Genomic DNA, 25,275 nt, shown 5'->3' with positions numbered 1-25,275 from the left:
ATCGTGTACCATCGGCGCTTCCCGACATGCCTGATCGCGTTGTGTCCGTCCGCCCTTTCACGTGCGTACGATCCGCGCAGCGCCCCCCGCTTCGCATGACCTCACCCGTTCCGTCCGACACCGCGTTGCGCCCGCTGCCCATCGATGCGCTGACCGTGCCGGCCGCGCTCGACGGACGCTCGGGCACCAACCGCTCGAGCAGCGCGCATCCGCAGATTGCCGCGACCAACGACCTGGACGCGGTGCGCGCGTGGCTCGCCCGCTTCGTCGATACGCCGACCACCTTCCAGAACTACCGCAAGGAAGCCGAACGCCTGCTGCTGTGGGCCGTGATCGCTTGCGGCAAGCCGCTGTCGTCGCTCACGCACGAAGATCTGGTCGTCTACCGCCAGTTCCTGCTCGCACCCGCGCCGGCCGAGCTGTGGTGTGCGAACGGCGGGCGCAAGCATCCGCGCGACGATCCGCGCTGGCGGCCGTTCTACGGGCCGCTGTCGGCGGCCAGCCAGCGGCAGGCGCTGGTGATCCTGAACGTGATGTTTTCGTGGCTCGTGCAGGCCGGCTATCTCGCCGGCAATCCGCTCGCGTTGTCGCGCCAACGGCAGCGCCGGCCCGCGCCGCGCGTCACGCGCCATCTCGGGCAGCCGCTGTGGCAGTCGGTCAAGGACGCGATCGCCGCGATGCCGCGCGACGATGCGCGGGCACGCTTCCATGCCGATCGCGCGCGCTGGCTGTTCACGCTGCTGTATCTCGGCGGGCTGCGCATCACCGAAGCGGCCGACACGACGATGGGCCAGTTCTTCTGCCGACGCGACGCGGACGGGCGCGACCGCTGGTGGCTCGACGTGACGGGCAAAGGCGGCCGGCAGCGGCTCGTGCCGGCCACCGACGAGATGATGGCCGAGCTGTCGCGCTACCGGCGTGCGCACGGCCTGCCCGCGTGGCCGTCCGACGGCGAGGCCACGCCGCTCGTGCTGCCGGTGGGCCGTGCGCGCAAGCCGCTCACGCGCGCCGCGCTGCACCGGATCGTGAAGCAGGTGTTCCGGCACGCGGCCGACCGGCTGCGCGCGAACGGCGAAGCTGGCGAGCAGCAGGCGCGCGTGCTCGAACAGGCATCCGCGCACTGGCTGCGCCACAGCGCGGGCTCGCACATGGCCGACGGCCGCGTCGACCTGCGGCTCGTGCGCGACAACCTCGGCCACGTGTCGCTCACGACCACGAGCCAGTACCTGCACGCGGACGACGACTGGCGGCATCGCGAGACGGAGGAGAAGCACCGGATCGGGTGGTAGGTGTGCGCCGATCCGACGGGGCGCGGCTCGTGCGACGCGTCCGCGTTCAGCGAGCGAGTTCGAGCCCGCCGAGACCGCCGTTGCTACGGCATTTCGCACGATCGCTTTCGGCCGGCACGTCGATCTGCCCGCACAGCACGTCGATGCGCCTGCGGTAGCTGTCGATCAGGCACTGCGTCGTCGTGCAACGGTTGCGCGCCTTCAGCCACGCCTTCTGGCTGGCGATGAACCGGTGATATTCGGGCGGATCCTCGACCGGGTAGTTGGCGAAGTCATCCACGACGTGCTGGTAATCCGCGTTGAGCGCATCGTCGAGACGCGACAACGCCGGATGGGCGCAGATTTCGCGCTCCACGAACGTGGAGGCTTTCGCGCAGTTGAACGACGCGGCGTACGCGCCGGTCATGCCGGCCGCAACCGCCAGCGCAACGAGCCATGCTTTCATGGGGGTGCCGTAACGAGGAAAACGGTGGCCGCGGATCGGCTCGCCGTGACGGGCAAACGGACATGCCCGTGGCCGCGATCCCGAAGCTTAGGTCAACGCATGTCGCATTTCAATACGCTGCCCGGCACCTGCGCCACGCGGCACGTCACACCGCGCGCGATCAGTACACGCCCACCCAGTGCCCGGGCACCCATGCCCAGTGATTGCCGGCCCACCGGTAATGCCCCCTCGTCCAGCGATAGCCCGGCGCCGGCATCGGCGGCGGCACCTCGACGACGGGCGCCGGCTGCGGCGGCCGCACGGGTTCGACCACGCATGCGGACATCAGCGCCGCACTGGCCGCGACCAGCATGGCGAGCGAAACGGATCGGATCTTCATCGTCTTGCATTCTCCCTTTTGTGTAGTGGATGGATTCATTGCCGAAGCGGCAACGTCGCGCGTCACGCGGTTCCGCGAATCAGCCCGCTCATCGGCCGCGTTGCACCGCTTTCCGCAAACAGCGCGGACGCGGTACGGTGCGGATCGAGCCGCAGGCTGTCGGCGGCGGCGCCCGAAATCAGCGCGTCGAGCGACGCGGTCGGTTTCAGGTCGCGCCCTTCGTACAGGTCGCCCGGCCGCAACCCCGGCCAGTCGGCAATCACGCGGCCGCCTGCGACCGCGCCGCCCGCCAGCATCGCAACCGACGCCTGCCCGTGATCGGTGCCGCCCGTGCCGTTCGCGGCCGCCGTGCGACCGAACTCGGTTGCGACCAGCACCGTGGTTTGCTGCCATGCGGGCCCGAGGCCATCGCGCAGCGCGGCGAGCATCGTGTCGAGCGCCTTCAGCTGATTCGCGAGCCGTGCGTTCTGCGCACTGTGCGTGTCCCAGCCGCCCGTCTCGATCATCGCGATGCGCGGGCCGTCGTCGCGCGCGAGGAACGTCGCGGCGAGCTTGCCGACGCCCGCCGGATCCTGCCGCGCATGCGCATCGCCGGCGAGGCCGCGCGCGTCCATCGCCGACTGCCACAACGGGCCGAGCTGCGCGTCGGCTTCGTAGAGCGCCGACACGCGTGCGAGCAGGTCGTCCGGCGCGGCCGGCAAACCGGACGGCGCGTACGACGCGGCCTGCACGGTGCCGCGCAACGCGAGCGGCACGGTCGGCGCGAACGCGATCGCGCTTTCGCGCGTGGCCGGCAGCAGCGCGGCGAGCCGGTTCAGCCAGCCGTCCTTCACCTGGTACGGCGCGCGGCCACCCGTCTCGAGCACGTTCTGCCCGTCGAAATGCGAGCGGTCGCGATACGGCGACGCAATCGCATGAACGAACAGCGCCTGCCCGTCGCGGTACAACTGCGCGGTCTGCACGAGCGACGGATGCAGTGCGAACGTGCCGTCGAGCCGCGTCGCGGCCGACGTGTCGATCGCGAGCGGGCCGCGCAGCGACGCATACGCGGGCTCGGCATAGGGCACGACAATGTTCAGGCCGTCGGCCGCGCCGCGCTGGATCACGAACACGAAGCGGCGATCGGTCTCAACGTTCGCGAACACGATCCGCGGCGCGACGAGGATCGCGCCTGCGCCGGCGGCGGCCACGCTCAGGAATTGTCGGCGGGACAGTGCCATGGTCATCTCCGTTGGAAATCGGGTGAGACGAGCAGCAGCGCGAGCGACGTGGTCGCGCTTTCGGCGCGCGACAGCGCGGCCGCCGTCGGCGCGCTCAAAGAACCGGCGAGCAGCGTGTTGCCGAGCGTGCGCGGGTCGAGCCGGTCGCCCGTGCGGGCGGCCAGCCGCTGCGCAAGCTCGACGCGGCGCACGAGCGCGTCGGGCGCTGCCCAGCTCGCGGCCACGTCGTCGTAACCGGCCGGCGAGCCGGGCCGCCACACCGGCTGGCCGAGCTGCGCGAGCAGCGGCGCGGCCTTCAGGTCGCCCGTGTCGCGCCAGCCGAGCCCGCGCAGCGACGACACGGCCCACTCCCACGGCGTCTTGAACTTGCGGTTGACCGGCGACCACGCTTCGGGTGCATCGACGAGCGCGCGATAGACGGTCGGCAGATCGCCGCCGCTTGCGTCGAACGCGCGCGCCAGCCGGTCGGTCAGCGCCGGCGGCGGATTGTCGGCAACGAAATGACGGGCCAGCTGGAACGCGATGTGCCGGCCGGTCGCCTCCGAGTGCGCGAGGTCGTGCAGGATCGCGCGCGCCTGCGCTTCGCCCGGCTGGTCGTAGCTGCGCCCCATCACGGTCCGCACGCCGGGCTCGTGCAGATTCGGGCGAAACACGAACGCACCGGGCGCCGCATCGCCGGGCTGCGGGCCGCGCCCGCCGGCGATGCTCCAGCCGGTCAGCGCTCGCGCGAATTCCGTCACGTCGGCCTGCGTGTATCCCGTGCGTACGCCGAGCGTGTGCAGCTCCATGATTTCGCGCGCGAGATTCTCGTTGAGCCCGCGTTTGGCCGACGGATTGCGTGCTTCGGCACGCAGCGCGGCCGGGCTGTCGGGGCCGACCGAGCGCGCCTGGTCGAGAAAAAGCTGCATCGCGGGATGCTGTTCGACGGCGACCAGCATGTCCTCGAAACGGCCGAGCACGTGCGGGCGGATCGCGTCGCGTTCGAACGCGCCCGCGTAGGCCGCCACCGGCCCCTTGTCCACCGATACCGCGAAATGGTTCGCCCAGAAATGCACGAGGCGCTCGACGAACGGCGCGGGGGTATTCAGCGCACTGTTCATCCGCGCGACGACGGCGCTGCGATACGTATCGTTGCCGTCGCGCCGGATAGACTGCTCGGTCGCGCGCTTCGTCGCCGGATCGTTGGCCGTCAGCGCATTGCGTGCATCGGCAAAGCGCGTGGCGAGTGTGATTGCATCCGGTTCGCCGGCCCATGCGGCAGGTCGTGCGTCGTAACGGTCGAACTGCGCGACGAGCGCCGCCTTCGGGTCCGCCGGCGGCGCTTCGTCGGCCCGCGCGCCGAGACCGAAACGGTTCAGCGCGATGGCGGCCGGGGTGATGTCGTTCGGGTGGTCCATGACGGGGCTCTCGCGATGCGTACCCACGTTGAACGCGGGAGCACCGGGAAATCCGTCGCGGGACTGCGAAATATTTATGCTTCGCGGCCGAAGAACCAGATGACTTGCTGTTTGCTTTCAATCGCCGTCAGGCGCGTACGGTTACCTCAGCGTGCAGTCCCCGCATCGCCGAGCCCCGCAGCATGCTTGCCGGACAGGCTCGACAGCAACGCCTCGATCGGCAACTTGCGCGCCATCCGCGGCTGCGAAAGACCCAGTTCGCGAAACGCTGAATCGATTTCCTCCCGGGTCGGTTCCAATGGTGCGAGCGCAGACGCGAGGGGCGGGACAATCTGCTTGACCATGTAACGACGCCCCGTCGCCTTGATTTGCCTGACGACGATCAATATGCCGAGCGCGATGAAGAAATAGATGCCGTAGTTCGTCGCGTCCGGTGCGACCATGCCCACCGTCACGGACCCGACGATCGCGACGGCGAACGCGATGAAGATCGCGAGTATGTCTCGCCAATTGATGCGGCTCGATGCGAAATAACGCTCGGCCTTCGTCGATAGCACCACGAACGGATCGCGAATCAGAGCCTGTCGCTCGTCGGGCTGCAGCGACGGGAGAGCGGTGCGCACCCGCTCCTCGAGGACGAGCCGGTCTCTCCAAGCCGATTCCAGATTGGGAAAGGTACGCGCGGTAAGCTCCGGCAGCGGCGCGGGCTTCGGCGACACGCTTGCATAGGTGGACAGCTCGCTCTTGACCGGCGTTCGGCAAGTCTGGCAAGTCCGCTGATATCCGACCAGCCGCCCTTCGCCAACCGAGATGTTGTAGACATGACCGGCAGAGCCGACCCGCTGCAATTCGAATGTACGCGGCGTTCTGCAAATCGGACAGAAGTCCGCTACATAGCCCTGCTTGCGATAGACTAACTTCCGCCCCCAGAAAACGAACATGGCATTCCCCCGAATTCCGGGGATACGCCCCGGCATGTGCATTTCATTGATTATTTGTTTCCCAGTCCGAAACGACACGGCGGCTTATTCTGCCTGAATATTTTTTCCGGCGGGTGGCGTTTTTTCCCGTCGGGGCGGTTCGAATACGCAACGCGACGCAAATGCTTTCACCCGGTTTTCATTTCACCTTCGATGGCATCGCGATGCCGGGATGCGATATGCCGGCACGATCGATCGGCTGTCACATTACGATGTCCTAATCGCGCGACAGACGCGCTGCTTACGCTCATGGGTCGACAACACGATGGTCACCATTTACCCTGCCGGGCCGCGCGAAGTACCGGCCGGACTCGCGCGTGCGAGCACCGCGTATCGCCGCAACGTGTGGCTGGCGGTTGCGAGCCTCGTGCTGTTCATCCTGCTGTATCTCGCGCTGACCGCGTGGTTCGCGTTCTCGGCAATCACCGGTGCATTGCGGCTCGCGCTGGACGGCGGGTCGGCCGGGTTGCCCGAATGGCTCGCGTGCGGCGGCAGCCTGTTCCTGGCGGTATTCCTGGCCAAGGCGCTCTTCTTCGTCCGGAAGGACGAGAGTACGGACCGCGTTGAATTGACGCGCGCGCAGCAGCCGCGGCTGTTCGCGTTCCTCGAACGTATCGCCGAAGACGCCGGCGCGCCGCGCCCGAACAAGGTGTTCGTCAGTGCGCGGGTCAATGCGGCCGTGTTCTACGACCTGTCCCTGCTGAACCTGGTTCGGCCCTCGCTCAAGCATCTCGAGATCGGGCTCGCGCTCGTCAACATGCTCAATCTCACCGAATTCAAGGCGGTGTGCGCGCACGAGTTCGGCCATTTCGGACAGCGGTCGATGGCGGTGGGCCGATGGGTCTACACGGCTCAGCAGATCGCCGTCCATATCGTCGCTCAGCGCGACCTGCTCGACCGCGTCCTGCACCGTCTGTCGAACCTGGACGTGCGCATCTCGTGGATCGGCTGGCTGCTCGGCCTCGCCGTCTGGGCATTGCGATCGATCATCGACATGGCGTTCCGCCTGGTTGTCGTCGCGCAACGAGCGCTGTCGCGTGAAATGGAAATGCAAGCCGACCTGGTCGCCGTCTCGTTGACCGGCAGCGATGCCATCGTGCATGCGTTGCACCGGTTGCAGATTGCAGACGACGCATGGGACCGCACACTGGGCCTGCTGCGCAGCGAAGTCGCCAACGGCCGGCCGCCGCGCGATGCATTCGTCGTGCAGCACGCTTTTGCCGATCGCCTCGGTCGCATCTACAACGATCCGGCTTACGGCCGGCGCCCGCAGGTGCCGGCGGACGCAGCCGACGCGTTCCGCGTGTTCGACCGGGAAATCGCGCAGCCGCCGCGCATGTGGGCCACGCACCCGCAGAATCACGAACGGGAGGAAAACGCGAAGCGCACGTATCTGGCCGCGCCCGTGGACGAACGTAGCGCGTGGGTGTTGTTCGACGACGCGCACAGCCTGCGCGAGCACATGACGGCCGCGCTGACCGGCGACACCGGACACGCGCCGGTGGACTCCGACGTGTCGCTGCGGCAAATGGACGAACATTTCGCGCAGGAACATCTCGGGCCGCAATATCGCGGCATCTACATGGGTTTTCCGGCCACCCGGCACGCGCGGTCCGCGCAGTCATTGACGGAGCCCGTCACGCGCGCCGGTCCGCTCGATACCGACACGCTGTACCCCGCCACCATCGGCCACGACCTCGAGCGGCTGCGCAAGCTCGATCGCGAGCATGCACTGCTTTGCTCGCTGCGCGACGGGCGCTATCAAGCGATCGACGGGGTCATCCGCCACCGCGGCCGGGTACTTCGCCGCACCGAGTTGCCCGGCGCGATCGACGCGGTCGATGCCGAGCGTTCCGCCGCCCGCGGCCACCTCCAAGCGGTGCTGAAGGCGGTACGCAGCGCCCACCTGGCCGCCGCCGACACCCTGTCGCCGGCATGGCGCGCATATCTCGAAGGCTTGCTGCGCTTGCTTCACTATGCGGAGCATGCCGAAGCGAATGTGCGCGACGCTCACGCGCATCTGTCGCTGTGGCGGCAGCGGGCCACGGCTGGCGGAACAATCGCCGAGCACGGCATCGGCCATATCGTCCGTGCGGCCGAGCAGTTGCAGCGTGCATTGGCACAAGTCTTCCACCACGCGGCGGATGTACACCCGAGCGCGCCCGTGCTGGCCGCGCTCGGCATCGGCACCTGGCCCGACGCGCTGGGGCGTTTCGCGCTCGGCGGGCCGGTGCGAAGCAACATACACGACTGGCTGCGTGCTGTCGGCGGTTGGGTCCAGCATGCCGCCGGTCAACTTTCCGCGTTGCGCCGCGCTACGCTCGACGAACTCCTGCGCGCCGAGGCGATCGTCGCCGCCGCCCATGCGGGTTCCGGTGCACCGGCGACGGACGCACCACCGCCGGCGCCGTCCGTTCCAACCGCGTACGACACGCTGGTCGTCGGCACCGAGCGCGTGCTGCACGTCGACCCGCCGACCTTTCGCGAGCGCTTCGGCACGGCCAGCGGCGTGCTTCCCGGTATGGCTCGCGCGGCCGTGGCACTCGGAATCGTGGGGTCCGTGCTCGTATTCGGCTGGATGCAAGGCCGCGTCACCGTCTCGGTGTACAACGGCCTCGCACGCACCGTATCGGCGACGATCGACGGACGGCGCGTCGAACTGCAACCGGGTGCGTCAGCCGACGTGACCGTTCACGGCGGCCGCGATATCCGTATCGTCAGCACGACTTCCGATGGCGAGCCGATCGAATCGTTCGATGCACCGCTCGGTTTTCTGCATGCGCGGTTCGTCTACACCGTCGCCGCCGCCGCGCCGCTGCGCCTGTGGACGGCCGCCTACGGCAGCGCAGCCGCACCGCCGCCACACTGGCTCGCGCCGCTGCGATGGCAGCCCGCTTCGGCCGAGTATGTCTTTTCCCGACCGCCGGCCAGCATTCGCACGAAGGACGGCGGCACGACGCGCACCGTGCTGGACGCAGGCAATGTCGTCACACCCGAGACCCTGGTGCGCGCCGCCGGCGACAACGCGGCGGCGATGGTGCTATCGCACGTGCGATACGATGCGCCGGACTCTCCCTATCTGCGCAATTGGCTGGATCTCGCTAGAACGATACCCGGCTTCGATCGGGCGCTGGCGGCACGACTCACGCATGTTCCCGACGACGCGTCCGCGGTGCGAATCGGCCAGGCGGCAACAGCGAGCCGCCACGATAATAGCGTCGGCAAGTAGGGCCGCGCATTCGGTGACACCCGCCGCCATGCCGATTCGCGACGACGATTACTGACTCTCCGGTACGCCCTGCTTCTTCTGCCACTTCGGCGGCAGCCGCCAGTTCCCGCTACGCCGCAACCCGTCGACGAACTTCGCGCGCTCGTCCGGCGTCAGCGTCGCCGCGAAATCGACGACGCTGCGCTCGACCTGCGCACGCAGCGCCGTATCGGCCGCACGCGTGCGCTCGAGCGCCGCGTCGATCGCCGTGCGATCGAGTTGCGGCGCGGCGAGCAGATCCAGCACGGTGATCCGGTCGTCGCGCCCTTCCCGCGCGAAATCGCGGCCGTCCTTGCGCGCCGCCTTCAGCGCCGCATCGAATTCCTGCTGGCGCGCGTCCGGCAATTCGTCCGCGGCGAAACGCAATGCGGTGTGCGACGCCGGTGCGCCCGCCGCCCGCAGGTCGCGATGCGTCGAAAACCACTGATACGCACCGCCGCCGATCGCGCCGAGCATGAATACGTTCAGCACGACCGAGCCGACGAGGATGAATTTCCAGCCACGTTCAGTCATTCATCACTCCAGTCCACGCTCGGCCCACCGAACGTCGTCGTCAGATAGCCCGGTTCATGCTGCGACGTCGGCACGCCGCCGAGCATCAGCATCGACACGGCCACCGCACCCGCGAGCGCGCCGGCCAGGCCCACGCCCGCGAATGCCGCGCCCGACCACCACACGGCGCCCCGCCGCCGCGCGCGCCGCGAGGCGGGCGCCGTCGCGACGATGCGCTCGACGAGCGCCGGCGCGGGCGGTGCGACCGTATCGTTGGCGAGCCACGCATCGAGTTCGGCGGCATCGTCCAGCGCGGCCAGTGCGTCGCCCGGATGCGCGCGCGCCCATGCCTCGGCGGCCGCGCGCTCGCCGTCCGGCCAGCGCCGCGCATCCGAGCCGTACGCGGCGACGATGGTGCGAAATCGTTCGGGTGTCATCGGATGTCCTCGCTAGGTGAGTCGCCCGCCAGTTGCGCGCGCAAGTTTCGCCGCGCACGTGCAAGCAGGCTTTCCAGCGCGTCGACGGTAATGCCCATCAGGTTGGCCGCCTCCACGTTCGACATTTCCTGATAGTACTGGAGCACGAGCGCTTCGCGCTGCCGCGCCGGCAACGCCGCGAGCGCCTGCCGCACGCGCGCGTCGCGCGAGCGGGTCTCCGCGCGCGTGGCCGGCTCCGGTTGCGGATCGGGCACGTCGGGCAACACGTCGACCGGTTCCTCGCGGCGGCCGCGCAAGCGGTCGTAGCACAGATTCAGCACGACGCGATGCAGCCACGTGTCGAACCGTGCCTCGCCCTCGCGCCAGCCCGGCGCCTGTTTCCAGATCCGCAAGAACGTCTCCTGTGCGACGTCCTCGGCTTCCGTGCGGTCGCCGAGCATGCGCGTCGCGAGTGCGAGCAGCCGCGGCAACTTGCGCGCGACGAGCATGCGCACGGCCGACGCGTCGCGCGCGCCGACCCGTGCGACCAGCGCCGCGTCCGGATCGCCGTCGCTCAACGCGGGGCGCTCCAGCGCATCGCGCGTCTGGGCCGCGGCGCGATCGTTGACGCGCCCGCCTGCAGACTGATGCTCATCGTCGTGCTCTCCTTGCATGCGCTGCGCCATTACCCGGCCCCGCCCCAGTGGCGGTTCAAGATCGCCGCGCGCATCGCGCACGGCCTCGGCAAGGTCCGTTTCATCGGCATCCGTTTCAGGCTGCATGGCGATCGGGTCGATCGGGTGCCGGCCGCCCGTTTGCGCGAGCGGCGGCCGGCGTGCTCAATATACGACGACCGGCGCGGGCCGGTAATAGGCCGGACGCGCCGGCACCACGACACAGCCGGCCAGCACGACAACTGCGGCCGCGAGTATCACCACGGTTCGAACAGGCATGGCTGCGCCTCATGACGTTGCGGGAAAGCGCCACCGCGCCGGCACCGCGTGCCGTGCGGCGGCATGCGCATCAGGCCCAGTGACCCGGCACCCAGCGCCAGGCCGGGCCGCGCGCGACCCAGTGGCCCGGCACCCAGTGATAGCCGACGCGCACCACTTGCCAGTGGCCCGGAATCCACACGTAGCGGCCCTGCTGCCAGTGCCAGTGGCCCTGGTCCCACACGTAGCCCGCGCGCGGCGCCGGCATCACTTCGACGCGAGGCGCCGGCGGCGCGTAAGGCGCGACGATGACGGCCTGCGCGAAGGCGGCGGATGCAGCCAGCGCGGCCACGCATGCCGCTGCGAACCGCAATGGGATGGAAAGCTTCATGTAAGACTCCGAAGTAGCGGATATCGACCGGAAGCGGCCGTTCATGCGTTAAACGGCGCGGGCGGACGGAATCCGTCGCGGTGTCTGCAAATAAATTTCGGCCGAACCTGACGCGCGTCGGCGCTGGCCGGATGCCGCGATCCACGAGTTCGTGGCCTGAGCCCACGCTTACGCGGGGTTGCCCTGCTGTCACAACCCGGCAAAACTGCCCTTCGACAATGTCTCGCACCGGGATCCCGCTCGTTTCCGGCTCACGCACTGGCCGCGCTCGCGCACGGCCAGGCGGTTCCACATCTCGCGTCTCCACCCACGAAAACACCGACCATGTCGAACCAGGACAACTCCCCGATCCAGCCGAACGAGCCGGCCGCGTCCGTCTCGCGTCGCGGCTTCCTCAAACTCGCCGGCGTATCCGGCCTCGCCACCGCCGCCGGTGGCCTCGCGGCAGCCAGGGCCGCCGCGTCGAACCCGGACGGCACGCCCGAACAGGTGCACCTCACGTGGGGCAACGACCCGACGTCGGAAGTCGTGATCTCGTGGGCCTCGCTCGCGTCGGCCGTCAATCCGCGCGCGCGCATCGTCGCCGACGGCGAGCCGGCGCGCACCGTGCACGGCGTCCAGCGCGTGTACACCGACGGCCTGAACGGCGAGACGGTATTCGCATACCACGCACGCGTGCACGGGCTGAAGCCGAATACGCGCTACCGCTACGAGATCACGGCCGACAACGACAGCAACGCCGCGCAGCCGTTCTCCGCGCATTTCTCGACCGCGCCGCGCGGCCGCGCACCGTTCCGCTTCACGAGCTACGGCGATCTCGCGACGCCGAACGGCGCGTGGGTGCTGTCGTCGCCGCAGAGCCGCTTCGCGGTGCAGGCTGTCGAGCAGTTCCAGCCGCTGTTCCACCTGCTGAACGGCGACCTCTGCTACGCGAACCTGAACCCCGCGCACCAGCCCGAGGTGTGGCGCGATTTCGGCAACAACAACCAGACGTCGGCCGCGAATCGTCCGTGGATGCCGTGCCCGGGCAACCACGAGATCGAGTTCAACAACGGCCCACAGGGGCTCGACTCGTATCTCGCGCGCTATACGCTGCCGGAAAACGGCACGCGCTTCCCGGGCCGCTGGTACAGCTTCCGCGTGAGCTCGGTGCTGTTCGTCTCGCTCGATGCGGACGATGTCGTGTACCAGGACGCCGCCGCATTCGTCGGCGGCCCCGCGCCGCTCGTGCCGGCCGCGAGCACCGGCCACCCGCCGATCGAACCGGGCACGTCGTTCTACGTGCGCGGCTACAGCAACGGCGAGCAGACGCGCTGGCTCGAACACACGCTGCGGCATGCCGCGCATGACGGCGACATCGACTGGATCGTCGTGCAGATGCACCAGGACGCGCTCAGCTCGTCGAAGACGGGCAATGGTTCCGACAAGGGCATTCGCGAAGCGTGGCTGCCGCTGTTCGACCGTTACGGCGTCGACCTCGTGCTGTGCGGCCACGATCACGACTACGAGCGCAGCTACCCGGTGCGCGGCTGCAATCACCGCGCGGGGGTCGATGCGACGACCGGCGAAGTCGTCGAGACGCTGCAGCCGCGTCCGGTCGGCTCGAACGACCCGGACCGCACGACGTTCGACACGAGCCACGGCACGATCCACCTGATCCTCGGCGGCGGCGGCACCAGCGCGCCGCTCGACGTGTACGGCGAAAACCCGGCTACCGGCTTTGCGCGGGCGAAGGTGTTCACGAAGCCGAACCGGCCGGTGCCGGGCACGGCGCCGAATACGTTCGTGCGCGCGCCGGCCGATGCGCTCGAGGATGCGATCTGGTCCGCGCGCCGCGATACGGGCACCGGTTACGGGATCGCGGTATTCGACCACGACCCGGGCAAGCCGGGCGGGCACACGACGATCACGATGCGCTACTACCACGCGCCAGGCGCCGACCAGCACCCGACCGCCGATTACGAACTGTTCGAGACGATCGAGCTGAGCAAGAAGCGGCGCGAGCGGTGAGCGGGCGGGCGCCCGTTGCGGCGGGCGCCTGATGCGCTGCCGTCAGGGCGGGTGGCGGCTTGGCACGCGCCAGACTGCCCGCCTCGCCCACCGGCCCATGAAGATGTGTTTCGAATACCGCATCCACACGACGCCGTCGGCCGACGCATTCGATGCCATCGCGAATGCGTTGCGGCAAGCGCATCACGCCATCGACATCGATTCCAACCGACGACACCTTGAAGTCCGCGGCGACGCCGGCGGCTGGCCGCTGATCGCCCTGTCGACCGACGAAGACGGTTTCTTCCCGGTCACGACGCTCGGGCCGACGCGGGACGCGATGCTCGACTCGATTGGCCGCGCGTTGTCGGCAAGCGGCGCGGCCTGGCGCATCGACGACGCGTGACCGGTAGCCGCGTGACGCCCATGCGCCCGGATCAGCCTCAAGCGCCGGGCGAATCACCGCCGACGCCGCTGCCCGTTCTCCGTCTCCCCGTTAAACTACGCGTTTTCGCCGGCAATGGCCGTCCCGCATGCCGAATGCGCGCGCGGTGCATGCAGGCGGAACCGAATCATCCGAATTTGCATTGGCATGTTGAAACAGGCAGGAAGCATGAAGCGCAAGAACAAGGCCACGCTCGCCGGGCTCGGCGCGGTGTTGTTGTGGGCCTCCGTGGTCGCCCTCGTTCGTGGCGTGAGCGAAAGCCTCGGCGCGACCGGCGGCGCCGCGATGATCTATACGGTGGCATCCGCGCTGCTGCTGTTCACGATCGGCTTCCCCGATCTCAGCAAGTTCCCGAAAAAGTATCTACTCTGGGGCGGGCTGCTGTTCGTCGCGTACGAGCTGTGCCTGGCGCTGTCGATCGGCTATGCCAGCAACGGCCAGCAGGCGATCGAAGTCGCGATGGTCAACTATCTGTGGCCGAGCTTCACGCTGGTCGCGGCGATCGTGTTCAACAAGCAGCGCGCCAACCTGCTGGTCGTGCCCGGCGTCCTGCTGTCGATGCTCGGGATCTGCCGGGTGCTCGGCGGCGACCGGGGCCTCGATCCGGCCGGCATGCTGCACAACGTCACGGACAATCCGCTGAGCTACGGCCTCGCGTTCGTCGGCGCGCTGATCTGGGCCGGCTATTGCACGGTGACGGCGCGCCTCGCCGACGGCAAGAACGGCGTCACGCCGTTCTTCATGCTGGTGGCGCTGGCGCTCTGGATCAAGTTCGCGATCGAAGGCGGCGGCGGCATGACGTTCAGCCTGCATGCGGTCGTCTACATCGTGCTGGCGGCATCCGCGCTGGGGTTCGGCTATGCGGCCTGGAACACCGGCATCATGCACGGCAACGTGACCGTCATCGTCGGTGCGTCGTACTTCACGCCGGTGCTCGCCGCCCTGCTCGCCGCGACGCTGCTGCACGCGCCGCTGTCGATCGAATTCTGGCAAGGCGCATCGATGGTGTGCGGCGGGTCGATCCTGTGCTGGCTCGCGACGCGCAGCCGGCGTCGTGAACAAGCCGTGCCCGTCCGGGTCGGCAACGAAGCGCAGGGCAACTGCCAGGGCTGACGATGCCGGGCGCTTGCGTTGCGATGCCGCTGGAAAACCCTCCGGCGGCCCTGCATACCGCCAACCAAGCGCGCTAGCGCGACTCCAGTGCGATACGCACGGCCAGCCCGGCCAGCACCGTACCCATCAACCAGCGCTGGGCCGACGCCCAGACCGGCCGCCCCGCCAGAAAGCCCGCGATGCCGCCTGCCATGCAGGCAATCAGCGCATTCACGCTGACACTCACGGCGATCTGCACGCAGCCGAGCGCCAGCGATTGCGCGAGCACGCTGCCGTGTCCCGGCGAGATGAACTGCGGCAGGAGCGACAGATACATCACCGCGATCTTCGGATTCGCGAGGTTCGTGACGAAGCCCATCGTGAACAGCCTGGCCCGGCTGTCGTGCGGCAACTGCCTGACCTGGAACGCCGAGCGGCCGCCCGGCTTCAGCGCCTGCCACGCCAGGTACGCCAGATAAAGCGCACCGGCGATACGCAGCGCGTCGTACGCATACGGCACGGCCATCACCAGCGCGGTGATGCCGAGCGCTGCGCACACCATGTAGAACACGAACCCCAGCGCGACGCCGCCGAGCGACACCAGCCCGGCACGGCGGCCCTGACAGATCGAGCGCGACACCAGGTAGATCATGTTCGGCCCGGGCGTCAGCACCATGCCGAGCGACACGAGTCCGAAAGCAAGCAAGGTGGGCAAGGCCGGCACGGCAATCTCCTTCGGGACGAAGCGGTCAGGGGCGAGTTCGAACACTGTATTGCATCTCGACTGCCATCGGCTTGAATAAACTTCAAGTCGCCCATGAGCGCTGTTCATCGCTGAAGCAGCTCGTTACCTGGCCTTTCTCGCGCGCGTGTTGACCGCCTTCGCCGCCTTCGCGCGTTGCGCGTCGACGAGCCGCACGAACTCGTCTGCGATCGCGTTGCCGGCCGTATTCCACGACAACCGCACCGAGCGATGCAGCCTCGGCGACAACTCCAGTACGCGGCCGCCGAACGGCGTGTACGTGAGCGTGATGCGCGGCACGATCGACACGCCCATGCCGGCCTCGGCCATCGACAGAATGGTGCGCATCTCGACCACGTTGAACGCGGCCTGCAGCGGCACCCCGCCGCGCGCGAAGTAATCCGCGATCACCGGCCCGCACCCTGCCTTCGAGAAGATGAACGGCGCCGTGGACAACTGCTTCGCCGACACGCGCTTGCGGCCGGCGAACATGCCGTCGGCCGCCACCGCGACAAAATCCTCGTCGAGCAACGGCAGATTGTGTGCAAACGTCTTCGTGCCGGCCACCACGCCGATATCGGCCGTACCGTCGTCGATCCACCCTTCGACTTCGCTGTCCGTGCCTTCGAGCAGCACCGCCGACACGCCCTGGTGCATGTCCTTCAACGCCTCGAGCGCAGGCACGACGAACGCCAGCGACACGCTCGGCAACGACGCGACCACCAGCTTCCCTTCGAGCTTGCCGCGCGACAGGCTGAACTGCTGGCGCAGCAGCTGAGCTTCCCGCACCACGTTCTGCACGTACGGCCACAGGCGTTCGCCCGCCGCCGTCAGGACGACCGGCTGCCGGTCGCGCCACAGCAGCTTGACCTCCGTGAGGTCTTCCAGCTCGGTCAATGCATGACTGATCGCGGACTGGCTGCGGCTCAACCGGTCGGCCGCAGCCGTGAGCGAGCCGAGTTCGACCACGGCCGCCAGGGCCTGCAACTGGGCCAGCGTCATCGACGCCTCCTCGATGAAAGGTATGAAAACTGCACATGAAAGACTAAACCATCATGAATTATATTGAACCGCGAAAATGATCACGTCGACGCGCCCCATGGCGCGCCACGGCCAGTGCCGACTGTCCTTCAACGCTCGGGTAAGATGCACCGTCGAACCGCCTGTCGATTGCCTGCGGCCCCCGGCCGCATAACGGCGCGGCGCCAGGCGATCGACTTCCGGTTCGAGCCAATCCAGAACACATGCGTGCCAGACACACGCGACCGCCACGTGCGCCATCGACAGCGCTCGCTGCCGGATATGCCGCGACATGCCAATCCATGATGCATTTCAATCTGACTGAAGGGGTGCTGGTCTCCAGCCTGCAGACGCTCAGCGCGTTCGAGCTGGCCGGCATCGCCATCGCGCTATTGCTGGGCGGCATGGCCAAGGGGATCACGGGCATCGGCGTGCCGCTGATCGCGATGCCGATACTCAGCCAGTTCCTGCCGATCCGGCATGCGGTGCTGCTGTTGTCGATGCCGATCATCCTCGGCAACATCCCGCAGGCGCTGGAAGGCGGCCAGTTGCTGGCGACGGCACGCAAGATCGCCGCGCCGATCGCGGGCACCGTGATCGGCAATATCGTCGGCGTGGCGATCCTGCTGTCGCTCAATCCGGGGCATGCGCAGGCGGCGTCCGGCGCGCTGTTGATCGTCGCCGCGGCGCTGATGCTCGCCGCGCCGACACTCAACCTGCCGGCAGCATGGCAGAAGCCCGTCGGCTTCGTGCTCGGCTTCGGTGCGGCGCTGATGGAGAGCATCGCGTCGGTTCCCGGCCCGCTGCTCGCCACCTACCTGATTTCGTCCGGCGCGACCGGGCGCGTCTTCACGAAGCAGATCGCGATCATCCTCGTGGTGTCGATCGTCACGCTGATCACGACGTTCAGCGGCGCCGCGCACGCAAGCGGCGCCGACCTCGCGATCTCGGCGGCGGCGAGCCTGCCGGCGATTGCCGGCATGTGGCTCGTTCGCCCGCTGCGGGACAAGATGTCGCCGAAGCGCTTCCGGATGGTCGTGCTGCTGTTCGTGCTCGTCGCGGCATCGCAGATGATCTGGAAATCGGGCGTGTTCCGGCACGGTGCCTCGCACGTTATCCCGACGAACCACGCACACACGGGCGAGAACCAGGAGACGGCGCAAAGCCGTCGATCGCGCATGCGTTCTGAAAGCTGCGAAGCGTAGTATTCGCGGACCCGGCGTATCGCCCCGCCCGACGGGCCGAACGATACGTCACCGACCTGGCTGCTCGCTCGCGGATGCCCGCGTCGGCGCGGCCACGCTTTCAGAGGCATGACATGGAAACCTACGTATTGCTCGGCTGCGGACTCGGCCTTGGCCTGTTGATCGCCGTCTGGGGCATCTGGCAACTCAAGTAACGCTTGCCGGCCCCGTCCACGCGCAAGCCATCCGTATGGAGACGGACGGGAAAATGTAGTTTGCGTTTGTAGTCGTCACCCAACTCCTTCGCACTCCAATTCAACCATCCGACAGCATCGGCTACCCGCGTCCGCTTCCGTTCGAAAGCAAGCGTGAACGCGCCGCATCGAAGCGCGTGCACTCGGCCTTGAGCCAGTCCGAAAACGCCCCGGTACGCGGATCGTCGGGATGGCGTGACAACAGCACGTAGCGCGCCGGCGCACGCACGTGCCTGCCAAAGACATCCACGAGCCGCCCGTTCGCGATCTCGTCATGCACGAGCGCGCCGCGCCCCATCGCGACACCCTGATGGTTCAGCGCGGCCGTGATCGCCAGGCTGGAGAAATTGAACTGCGGGCCGTCAAGATCGGCCGTCCACGCCGGACGGACTTCGTCGAGCCACGTGCGCCACTCCACGAACTCGGGCGCGCCGCCCCACGGCGCGGCGTCGTGCAGCAGGACGACGCCATCCAGCGATTCGCCGCGGGCAAAAGCCGGATGCTGCGCCAGATACGCCGGCGTGGCGACCGGAAACAGGATTTCGTCGAGGATGGCCTCCGCGTGCAGCCGATCGTATTGCACGGGGTCGTAGCGCACCGCGACATCGATGTCGTCGGTCTCCATGGTCTGGCGATCCAGCACCTGAAACTCGGCCTTCACGCGAACCGGCACGTTCGGCCGTTGCCGGTGAAATTCGGACAGGCGCGGCATCAGCCACTGCAGCGCGAGCGACGGCAGGCAGCTGACCTGCAGCGGGGCATCCGACATGCCGAGCGTCTGAAGCGTGCGATTGATGTCGACGAACGCGCTCGACATCGTCCCGAGCAGGATTCCGCCCTTCTCGGTCAGCTTCAGTCCGCGCGCCTGGCGCACGAACAGCGGATAGCCGAGCCGGTCCTCCAGGTTCCGGATCTGCTGGCTCACGGCGCTTTGCGTCAGGTTGAACGCCTGGGCCGTCTTCGTGAAGCTCAGCAACCGGCCGGCCGTTTCAAAGCAGAGCAACGCACCCAGGATCGAACCGTCGAGTCGCATAGATATCAGTCAGGCTAATGGATTCATTAGAAATCGGCGCTTTCGCGCAGGCGTCCCGGATCGTAGCATTCCGGCCATACCTGTCGTTTATCCAGCGCAAGACCGATCCATGACCATCACGCTCCAGCCCGCCGATCTATTAGCTCAACTGCAATCCCACCATCCTCTGCTGTGGCTGAACCCCCACGCGGGCAGCCCGTTACCGCACGACGCGCCGGGGCTCGGCGCCATTGCGATAGCCGAGGCGCGGCTGGCGCGCTGCGAACCGCTGATGGCCGCCTTGTTTCCCGAACTCGCGGCAAGCGCGGGCAAAATCGAATCGCCGCTGATGCCGGCCGACGACCTGCAGCGCATGCTGACGCTCCCGGCAGACACACACGGCGCCTGGTTCATCAAGCGCGACGACGCATTGCCGATCGCCGGTTCGATCAAGGCGCGCGGCGGCTTTCATGAAGTGCTCGCGCTCGCGGAGTCGATCGCGATCGAACACGGATTGCTCGACCCCGCGGGCGACCGGCGGATCCTCGCATCGGCTGCCGCACGCGAACGGTTTGCCGCGCACACGGTCATCGTCGGCAGCACCGGCAATCTCGGCCTGAGCATCGGCGTGATGGCCGCCGCGCTGGGGTTCGAATCGGTCGTGCACATGTCGACCGACGCGAAGCCGTGGAAGAAGGCGCGCCTGAGAAAGCGCGGCGTTCGCGTGATCGAACATGACGGCGACTATGCGCAGGCCGTCGCGGCCGGACGCGCGCAGGCACGCGATCAGCCGCGCAGCCACTTCGTCGACGACGAAGGTTCGCTGATGCTGTTCCTCGGCTACGCGGCCAGCGCCCGGCATCTCGCCGCGCAGCTCGCCGACGCGGGCCGCCGCGTGGACGCGACGCATCCGCTCTTCGTCCATATCCCGTGCGGGGTCGGCGGCGCACCGGGCGGCATCGCGTATGGCCTCAAGGCGCTGTTCGGCGAGCATGTGCATTGCTTCTTTGCCGAACCCGTCGCGTCGCCGTGCATGCTGGTCCAGCTGGCCGCCGGCCCCGGCAAGCCCGTGTCCGTCTACGACGTGGGCCTCGACAACCGGACCGAGGCCGACGGCCTGGCCGTCGCACAGGCATCGCACCTCGTCAGCCCGCTGATGGCTTCGCTGCTGTCGGGCGTGTTCACCGTCAGCGATGCGCAGCTCTACGCGCAGTTGCTCGCAGTTCAGCGCGCGACGGGCGTGGAACTCGAACCGTCGGCCGCTGCTGCCGTCAGTGGCCCCGGCTGGCTGACGGCGTCCCCGGCCGGCCGCGACTACGTGCATCGCCACGCGATCGACCTGCGCCGGTCGACGCACGTCATCTGGGCGACGGGCGGCTCGCTCGTGCCGCCGGAAGAGCACCGACGCTTCCAGTCGCATGCGCAAGCGCTCGCCGGTGCCGCAGCCAACCCGTGACGCAGCGGGGCAAGCGTTCAGCCCCGCTCGCGAAGACGCGTTAGACTGTCTCGATGGAACAATGCCGTTATTGCCAGAGAATCCGCGATGAATGGGATTGCCACGGTGACGAATGCCGCCGGGCAATCGCCAAGGCGCTGCGCCGGCAGCGCGCGGGCCTGCCCATGGTGCCCGATCGCATCCGCAACGAACTGCCGTCCGGCGCGCCGACCCAGCAGGTGATCGCCGTGCTGTCGCGCCAGCGCCTGCGCGCGCGCCGCGGCAACGAGGAACGCCGCGAACGCAAGGAAATCGACGACGACGTCTGATCCGGCAGCGTCGCAGTTCGCCCCACTCTCCGCCCGCGCCTGCGCCGCGCGCGCCCGTCCGTGCATGCGCGCGCGTCCGCCTCCCTTTCCCTTGCAAATCCGACAACGTCGATTAGGGACGGAAGGCATTTATCTCGAAATTATTGTCCCGACTGCAACGATCTTTCGCCAAAACTCACGTTTACCCTAGGTCGACCGGCGCCTACGATGTAATCAACCGCTTACGACATGGTGTCGAACGCGGAAAGCCAAAAACATCGGAGGTCATCATGAAATCGCTCGTTTCCGCAGTCGTTGCCGCTGTCGCCCTGTCCGCCTCGTTCGGCGCCTTCGCCCAAAGCACCGTGACCCGCGCTCAAGTGCGCAATGAACTGGTCCAACTCGAAAGCGCCGGCTACAAGCCGAGCCAGTCGAGCCCGTACTACCCGGCCGACATCCAGGCCGCGCAAGCCCGCGTGCAAGGTGCCGACAACAGCGGCTACGGCGCGCAACCGGCCGCGACCGTCGAAGGTGGCGCACCGGCCGTGAAGATGCAAAATCCGCGCGACTCGGTCTACTTCGGCCACTAAGCAAGCCTGAAGCTGCGCGCCTTCGCTCGCAGTCCGCACCCGCGACGAGCCCGTCTTGCGACGGGCTCGTGGCGTTTGCAACGCGCGGACGGGCGACCGGCCATCACCGGTCACCGGCCGCCGCCCGACGCAACCCGGCCGGCCGCCTCGTCCGTCCCGCTGCCGGCGCCGCTCCCGTTGCCGAGCAGTTCCTGATAGCGCACGAACGCGCGCTGGGCGGACGCCTTCGCCGCGTACATCGCCGCATCGGCCTTGACGAGCAGTTCCTCGGCCGACGCGCCGTCAGCCGGAAACTCGCTAACGCCGATACTCGCGCCGACCGCCACGCGCCGGTCGCCGAACTCCAGTTCCTCGTCCATCACGAGCTGGATGCGCGACGCGACTTCGCCGATCGCCGCCGGTGAGCGCACGTCCGTAATCAGCACGATGAATTCGTCGCCACCGAGCCGCGCGACCATGTCGCCGCGACGCAGCACGAGGCTCAGCCGCTTGGCGACCGCGACGAGTGCGCGGTCGCCGGCCGAGTGTCCGTGCTGGTCGTTGATCTGCTTGAAGCGGTCGAGATCGACGAACATCACGGCCAGCCCTTCGTGCATCGCGGCCGCACGCCGGATCGCGGTATCGAGATGCTCCATGAACAGCAGGCGATTCGGCAGTTCGGTCAGCGCATCGTGTCCGGCGAGGTGCATGAGCTCCAGTTGCTTCGCTCGCAACATCGCGACCTGCGTGCGGATCTCGACGCGCATGCTGTCGAAACAGCGCGCGAGCACGCCGATCTCGTCGGCACGCCCGACCGGCAACTGCTCGGCGGCCGGATCGTCGAACACGTGCGTCGCGGCGCGCGCGAGCGTCTGCAGCGGCCGCGTGATCGCTCGCGCGAACAGGATCGCGAGGATCACCGCCATCAAGCTCGACACCAGCACCATCCGGACGATCCGCTCGCCAAGCATGCCGGCCGGCGACAACACGTCCGCCAGCGGGCGCCCCATCCCGAGCACGACGAAGCGGTTGCCCTCGTCGTGCCCGAACGGCGTGCGCACGAACGCGAACATCTGCCCCGGCGCCGCGGCGGGGTCGGCCAGGCCATCGAGGGTCACGTTCGTGCGCGCGCTGTCGAACAGCGCACGCGTGACGGCGAAGCGGTCCTGCATCAGCACGCGCCGGCCGCGATCGAAGCCGAACGTCTGCGCCGGATCGGGATGCACGAGAAAATCGCCCCACTCGTTCGCGAGGTACACCGCGTAGTCGTCCGGCAGATCGCGTTCGAGCCGGTCGAACACGCGCGACAGCTCGACGTCGACGACGAGCGCCCCCACCGTCTGGCCCGACGCGTCGACGACCGGCGTGCCCACGCGCAGGATCGGCAGCCCTTCGGCCGCGTGCGCTCCCGTCTCGTGGTTGATCACGATCGGCGACAGATAGATATGACCGGGCGCCGTGGCCAGCGTATCGAATACGTAGGAAAACTGTCCTTTTTCCTGCAACGCGCTGTCCGGCAGGACGACGATGCCATGCGCATCGCGATCGACGCGGATGCGTTCGAGGCCGAATTCGCCGCGTGCGATCAGGCGGATCTGCAGGTACTCCGGGTGATTTCTCATGAAGCTGTAGAACACCTGCTCGAGCCGCGCGCGTGGCGCGCCATCCCGGTTGTCGCCGGCCGCGACCCGCGCACACGACGGCAACTGCGCGAGCACGAGCGCATCGTCCGAGACGTCGGACAGCGCCGTGGTGAAGCGCTGCCCGAGCAGTTGCGTCGACATCAGCAGGCTGTGCTGCGCTTCCTGCACGAGCATCGTGCGGTTCGCACGATACGCGTAATAGCCGGTCGTGCCGGAAGCGATCACGCCGATGCAGGCGAACAGCACCGACAGTTTCGACGTAAGCCCGAGCCGGATCATTTTCCGAACCGCTCCGGCCGGTCGCCCGACACGATGCGGCTCCACAGCGATTCGCGCCGCGCGATGTCCTCGACGGGCTGGAGCCAGACGAGATGCGGGTGCCCGGCGTCGAGCCCCGGCGGCGACGCGAGCGTGTTCGCGAGGCCCTGGCGTTCGGTCAGCAGCGCGCCGATCGCCGGTTCGAGCATGTAATTGATCCACGCGAACGCGAGCGCCGGGTGTTGCGCGCCGCGCGTGACGGCCCAGCAGTCGAGCCACGCGAGCGCGCCTTCGTCCGGGATCACGTAGCCGACGTCCGCGCCGGCCCGTCGCAGCAGTTCGACCTGTTGCGTGCCGTAGTTGCCGAACATCAGCGCCGCACGATGCTGGACGAACAACGCGGTCGCCTCTTCAGGGAGCGTGTAGTACGTCAGCAGGTTGCGGCGCAGGTCGATCAGCTTGCGCGCGACGGCGAGCGTCTGCGCGGGCGACAGGCGAAACGGATCGGGATAGCCGAGCGCCAGCGCCGCGAACGAAAAATTGTGCTGCGCGCTGTTGAAGTCGAGCACCTTGCCGCGAAAGCGCGGATTCCACATCTCCCGCATCGAGCGCGGCGCGGCCGGCACCTGCTTGCGGTCGTAGATCAGCCCCATCGACGAATACGTGAACGGAATCGCATACGTGGCGCCCGCTTCAACGAGCCCGTCGATCGCCGCGAGTTGCTGGAAGTTCGGCAACTGCCGCCGCCGGTTCGGGATGCGCGACAGGTCGATCGGCGCGAGCAGGCGTTCGTGCGCATAGCGCTGGATCTCGGCCGTATTCGCGGCCAGTACGTCGTACGGCGGTGGCGCCGCGCTGTGCATGCGCGTCCACAGTGCTTCGTCGGAATCGACGAACGTCACTTCGACGCGCGCGTGAAATTGCGCCTCGAACGCACTGACGACATCGTCGTCCGCATAACCGGGCCATGCGAGCACACGCAGCACGGTGTCGTTGACGGTTTCGGGAGAAGCGGCGAACGCCGGGGGAAGCACGGAGGCAAGTAAGCCCGCCGTCAAAATGACAAGCAGCCGGCGCACGGCGAACCGTACGCGCGTACGTCCGCCGATTCCCCTGATCAATTGGACCCCGTGTGAATCGCCCGGCTGCATTCGACTGTCCTTTTTCGAGTCGATGCGATATCCCGCAACGAGACCATAAAACCTACGGTCGCGCAATCGGAAGAAGCCGTACAACGGGAGCGCGGGCGCCGTTGCTCACCGCCGTATGACGGTAACGTGACGCCGGCCTGTCTGCTCCGACGGAACGCGCGTCAGCGCCACGCCTGCGTGAATTCCGCGATCACGCGCGACAGGTGCGCACGCATCGCGTCGCGTGCCGCAGTGGCGTCGCGCGCCATGATCGCCGCGAAGATCCGCTGGTGATCTTCCTGCGATGCCTCGCGCAGCGCGGTCGAGTGAAAATGCTCCTCGATCTTGTCCCACAGCGGATCGCTGCGCGCGCAGTCCCACATCGCCGTGACCATGTGCAGCAGCACCGTGTTGCCGGTCGATTCCGCGATACGCAGGTGGAACTGGCGATCCGCCGCGTCGTACGCGACCTTGTCGTCCATCTGCTCGCGCATCGTCGTCAGCGAGAAAAACAGCCGGTCGAGATCCGCATCCTTGCGTTCAGTCGCCGCGAGCGCCGCGACTTCCGCCTCGATCAGCCCGCGTGCGCGCAGCGTCTCGATCGGCCCCGGGCCGCGCGGCACCTCGAACGTCACCGGCCGCGCGGCGTCGGCTGCCGATACGTAGATGCCCGAACCGATTCGCACCTCGACGATCCCCTGCACCTCGAGCGCGATGATCGCCTCGCGCACCTGCGTTCGGCTCACGCCGAACTGGTCGGCCAGGCTGCGCTCGGACGGCAGCCGCGCGCCGGCCTCGAACGCACCGGCGGCCACCATCGCGTGAATCTGCCGCGCAAGACCGATATAGGAGCGGTCCGCGACATCGGTATCGCGGCTGGCGGGCAGGCTGGAAAGATCGGTCATCGAAAGGCTCGCAACAGGCTGGCCGGCGCCGTCGCGGCGCCGGATCGCCAAAATGGTACACCAATTCCGGGCCGCCTCCG

24 protein-coding genes are annotated in these 25,275 nt (G+C 68.0%); 9 read left to right on the top strand and 15 right to left on the bottom strand.

Going from position 1 to position 25,275, the window contains the following annotated elements; all coding sequences use genetic code 11:
- The first annotated feature begins 95 nt into the window (after window positions 1-95).
- A complete protein-coding gene (locus CFB47_RS24205; RefSeq protein WP_089462522.1) occupies window positions 96-1,289 on the top strand; it encodes a tyrosine-type recombinase/integrase in 1,194 nt (397 codons plus the stop codon).
- 46 nt (window positions 1,290-1,335) lie between these two features.
- On the opposite strand, the gene CFB47_RS24200 is transcribed toward CFB47_RS24205, so the two are convergent.
- From CFB47_RS24200 to CFB47_RS40640, 5 genes are all read right to left on the bottom strand, one after another.
- Entirely contained in the window at window positions 1,336-1,734 is a 399-nt protein-coding gene (locus CFB47_RS24200) for a lysozyme inhibitor LprI family protein (protein WP_089462521.1), read from the bottom strand.
- A 160-nt stretch (window positions 1,735-1,894) separates the two neighbouring features.
- Complete coding sequence (locus CFB47_RS24195) at window positions 1,895-2,113, bottom strand: YXWGXW repeat-containing protein (protein WP_089462520.1); 219 nt, start codon at window positions 2,111-2,113, stop codon at window positions 1,895-1,897.
- Between the two features lie 62 nt (window positions 2,114-2,175).
- Window positions 2,176-3,333 carry a DUF1501 domain-containing protein gene (locus CFB47_RS24190; RefSeq protein ID WP_089458351.1) on the bottom strand — a complete coding sequence of 386 codons (1,158 nt, stop codon included), beginning with the start codon at window positions 3,331-3,333 and terminating at the stop codon, window positions 2,176-2,178.
- A gap of 2 nt (window positions 3,334-3,335) precedes the next feature.
- Entirely contained in the window at window positions 3,336-4,730 is a 1,395-nt protein-coding gene (locus CFB47_RS24185; protein WP_089462519.1) for a DUF1800 family protein, read from the bottom strand.
- Between the two features lie 146 nt (window positions 4,731-4,876).
- Window positions 4,877-5,671, bottom strand: coding sequence for a hypothetical protein (locus tag CFB47_RS40640; RefSeq protein WP_143330858.1), 795 nt, complete (start codon window positions 5,669-5,671; stop codon window positions 4,877-4,879).
- A 304-nt stretch (window positions 5,672-5,975) separates the two neighbouring features.
- On the opposite strand from CFB47_RS40640, the gene CFB47_RS24175 reads away from it, so the two are divergent.
- A complete protein-coding gene (locus CFB47_RS24175; RefSeq protein WP_179258973.1) occupies window positions 5,976-8,939 on the top strand; it encodes a M48 family metallopeptidase in 2,964 nt (987 codons plus the stop codon).
- A gap of 48 nt (window positions 8,940-8,987) precedes the next feature.
- Here CFB47_RS24175 and CFB47_RS24170 read toward each other — a convergent pair whose 3' ends face one another.
- The 4 genes from CFB47_RS24170 to CFB47_RS24155 all read right to left on the bottom strand — a co-directional run bounded on the left by CFB47_RS24170 (window position 8,988) and on the right by CFB47_RS24155 (window position 11,209).
- Window positions 8,988-9,491 (bottom strand): periplasmic heavy metal sensor, encoded by a 504-nt coding sequence (locus CFB47_RS24170; RefSeq protein ID WP_089462516.1) that lies wholly within the window; start codon window positions 9,489-9,491, stop codon window positions 8,988-8,990.
- Window positions 9,488-9,907 carry a hypothetical protein gene (locus tag CFB47_RS24165; RefSeq protein ID WP_089462515.1) on the bottom strand — a complete coding sequence of 140 codons (420 nt, stop codon included), beginning with the start codon at window positions 9,905-9,907 and terminating at the stop codon, window positions 9,488-9,490. Before CFB47_RS24165 ends, CFB47_RS24170 begins: the two co-directional genes overlap by 4 nt.
- The gene (locus CFB47_RS24160; RefSeq protein ID WP_089462514.1) at window positions 9,904-10,668 is read right to left on the bottom strand and encodes an RNA polymerase sigma factor; all 765 of its coding nucleotides are present in this window, start codon (window positions 10,666-10,668) and stop codon (window positions 9,904-9,906) included. The genes CFB47_RS24165 and CFB47_RS24160 overlap by 4 nt, the downstream gene beginning before the upstream one ends.
- A 241-nt stretch (window positions 10,669-10,909) precedes the next feature.
- On the bottom strand, window positions 10,910-11,209 hold the full coding sequence (locus CFB47_RS24155) for a YXWGXW repeat-containing protein (protein ID WP_089462513.1): 300 nt from the start codon (window positions 11,207-11,209) through the stop codon (window positions 10,910-10,912).
- A 324-nt stretch (window positions 11,210-11,533) separates the two neighbouring features.
- Here CFB47_RS24155 and CFB47_RS24150 point away from each other — a divergent pair, with 324 nt between their 5' ends.
- The 3 genes from CFB47_RS24150 to yddG all read left to right on the top strand — a co-directional run bounded on the left by CFB47_RS24150 (window position 11,534) and on the right by yddG (window position 14,756).
- Complete coding sequence (locus CFB47_RS24150; RefSeq protein ID WP_089462512.1) at window positions 11,534-13,219, top strand: metallophosphoesterase family protein; 1,686 nt, start codon at window positions 11,534-11,536, stop codon at window positions 13,217-13,219.
- A gap of 97 nt (window positions 13,220-13,316) precedes the next feature.
- A complete protein-coding gene (locus CFB47_RS24145) occupies window positions 13,317-13,604 on the top strand; it encodes a hypothetical protein (RefSeq protein ID WP_089462511.1) in 288 nt (95 codons plus the stop codon).
- Window positions 13,605-13,811: 207 nt separating this feature from the next.
- On the top strand, window positions 13,812-14,756 hold the full coding sequence (yddG, locus tag CFB47_RS24140) for an aromatic amino acid DMT transporter YddG (protein WP_143330857.1): 945 nt from the start codon (window positions 13,812-13,814) through the stop codon (window positions 14,754-14,756).
- Between the two features lie 73 nt (window positions 14,757-14,829).
- Here the strand turns inward: yddG and CFB47_RS24135 are convergent, their stop codons facing one another.
- Both CFB47_RS24135 and CFB47_RS24130 read right to left on the bottom strand, forming a co-directional pair.
- A complete protein-coding gene (locus CFB47_RS24135; RefSeq protein ID WP_089458989.1) occupies window positions 14,830-15,459 on the bottom strand; it encodes a LysE family translocator in 630 nt (209 codons plus the stop codon).
- A gap of 123 nt (window positions 15,460-15,582) precedes the next feature.
- Window positions 15,583-16,479, bottom strand: a complete 897-nt coding sequence (locus CFB47_RS24130) for a LysR family transcriptional regulator (RefSeq protein ID WP_089462509.1) — start codon at window positions 16,477-16,479, stop codon at window positions 15,583-15,585.
- A 320-nt stretch (window positions 16,480-16,799) separates the two neighbouring features.
- Between CFB47_RS24130 and CFB47_RS24125 the strand changes: the two genes are divergently transcribed.
- Window positions 16,800-17,702: a sulfite exporter TauE/SafE family protein gene (locus CFB47_RS24125; RefSeq protein WP_089462508.1), complete on the top strand. Its 903-nt coding sequence runs from the start codon at window positions 16,800-16,802 to the stop codon at window positions 17,700-17,702.
- Window positions 17,703-18,017: 315 nt separating this feature from the next.
- Here the strand turns inward: CFB47_RS24125 and CFB47_RS24120 are convergent, their stop codons facing one another.
- Window positions 18,018-18,974, bottom strand: coding sequence for a LysR substrate-binding domain-containing protein (locus CFB47_RS24120; RefSeq protein WP_179259020.1), 957 nt, complete (start codon window positions 18,972-18,974; stop codon window positions 18,018-18,020).
- Window positions 18,975-19,044: 70 nt separating this feature from the next.
- Between CFB47_RS24120 and CFB47_RS24115 the strand changes: the two genes are divergently transcribed.
- The 3 genes from CFB47_RS24115 (at window position 19,045) to CFB47_RS24105 (ending at window position 21,280) form a co-directional block, all read left to right on the top strand.
- Window positions 19,045-20,403 (top strand): D-serine ammonia-lyase, encoded by a 1,359-nt coding sequence (locus tag CFB47_RS24115; RefSeq protein ID WP_373453165.1) that lies wholly within the window; start codon window positions 19,045-19,047, stop codon window positions 20,401-20,403.
- Window positions 20,404-20,456: 53 nt separating this feature from the next.
- A complete protein-coding gene (locus CFB47_RS24110) occupies window positions 20,457-20,711 on the top strand; it encodes a hypothetical protein (protein WP_027791787.1) in 255 nt (84 codons plus the stop codon).
- 269 nt (window positions 20,712-20,980) lie between these two features.
- The gene (locus tag CFB47_RS24105; RefSeq protein ID WP_089458362.1) at window positions 20,981-21,280 is read left to right on the top strand and encodes a DUF4148 domain-containing protein; all 300 of its coding nucleotides are present in this window, start codon (window positions 20,981-20,983) and stop codon (window positions 21,278-21,280) included.
- Window positions 21,281-21,390: 110 nt separating this feature from the next.
- On the opposite strand, the gene CFB47_RS24100 is transcribed toward CFB47_RS24105, so the two are convergent.
- The 3 genes from CFB47_RS24100 to CFB47_RS24090 all read right to left on the bottom strand — a co-directional run bounded on the left by CFB47_RS24100 (window position 21,391) and on the right by CFB47_RS24090 (window position 25,195).
- Complete coding sequence (locus CFB47_RS24100) at window positions 21,391-23,181, bottom strand: GGDEF domain-containing protein (RefSeq protein WP_089462505.1); 1,791 nt, start codon at window positions 23,179-23,181, stop codon at window positions 21,391-21,393.
- Complete coding sequence (locus CFB47_RS24095; RefSeq protein WP_089462504.1) at window positions 23,178-24,311, bottom strand: PotD/PotF family extracellular solute-binding protein; 1,134 nt, start codon at window positions 24,309-24,311, stop codon at window positions 23,178-23,180. Before CFB47_RS24095 ends, CFB47_RS24100 begins: the two co-directional genes overlap by 4 nt.
- A 161-nt stretch (window positions 24,312-24,472) precedes the next feature.
- Complete coding sequence (locus CFB47_RS24090) at window positions 24,473-25,195, bottom strand: FadR/GntR family transcriptional regulator (RefSeq protein WP_089463529.1); 723 nt, start codon at window positions 25,193-25,195, stop codon at window positions 24,473-24,475.
- Window positions 25,196-25,275 lie beyond the last annotated feature (80 nt).

The organism is Burkholderia sp. AU27893 (assembly GCF_002223205.1).
GTDB lineage: Bacteria > Pseudomonadota > Gammaproteobacteria > Burkholderiales > Burkholderiaceae > Burkholderia.
The sequence above is the reverse complement of the archived record's forward strand: the minus strand, read 5'-3'. Positions and strand labels throughout refer to the sequence as shown.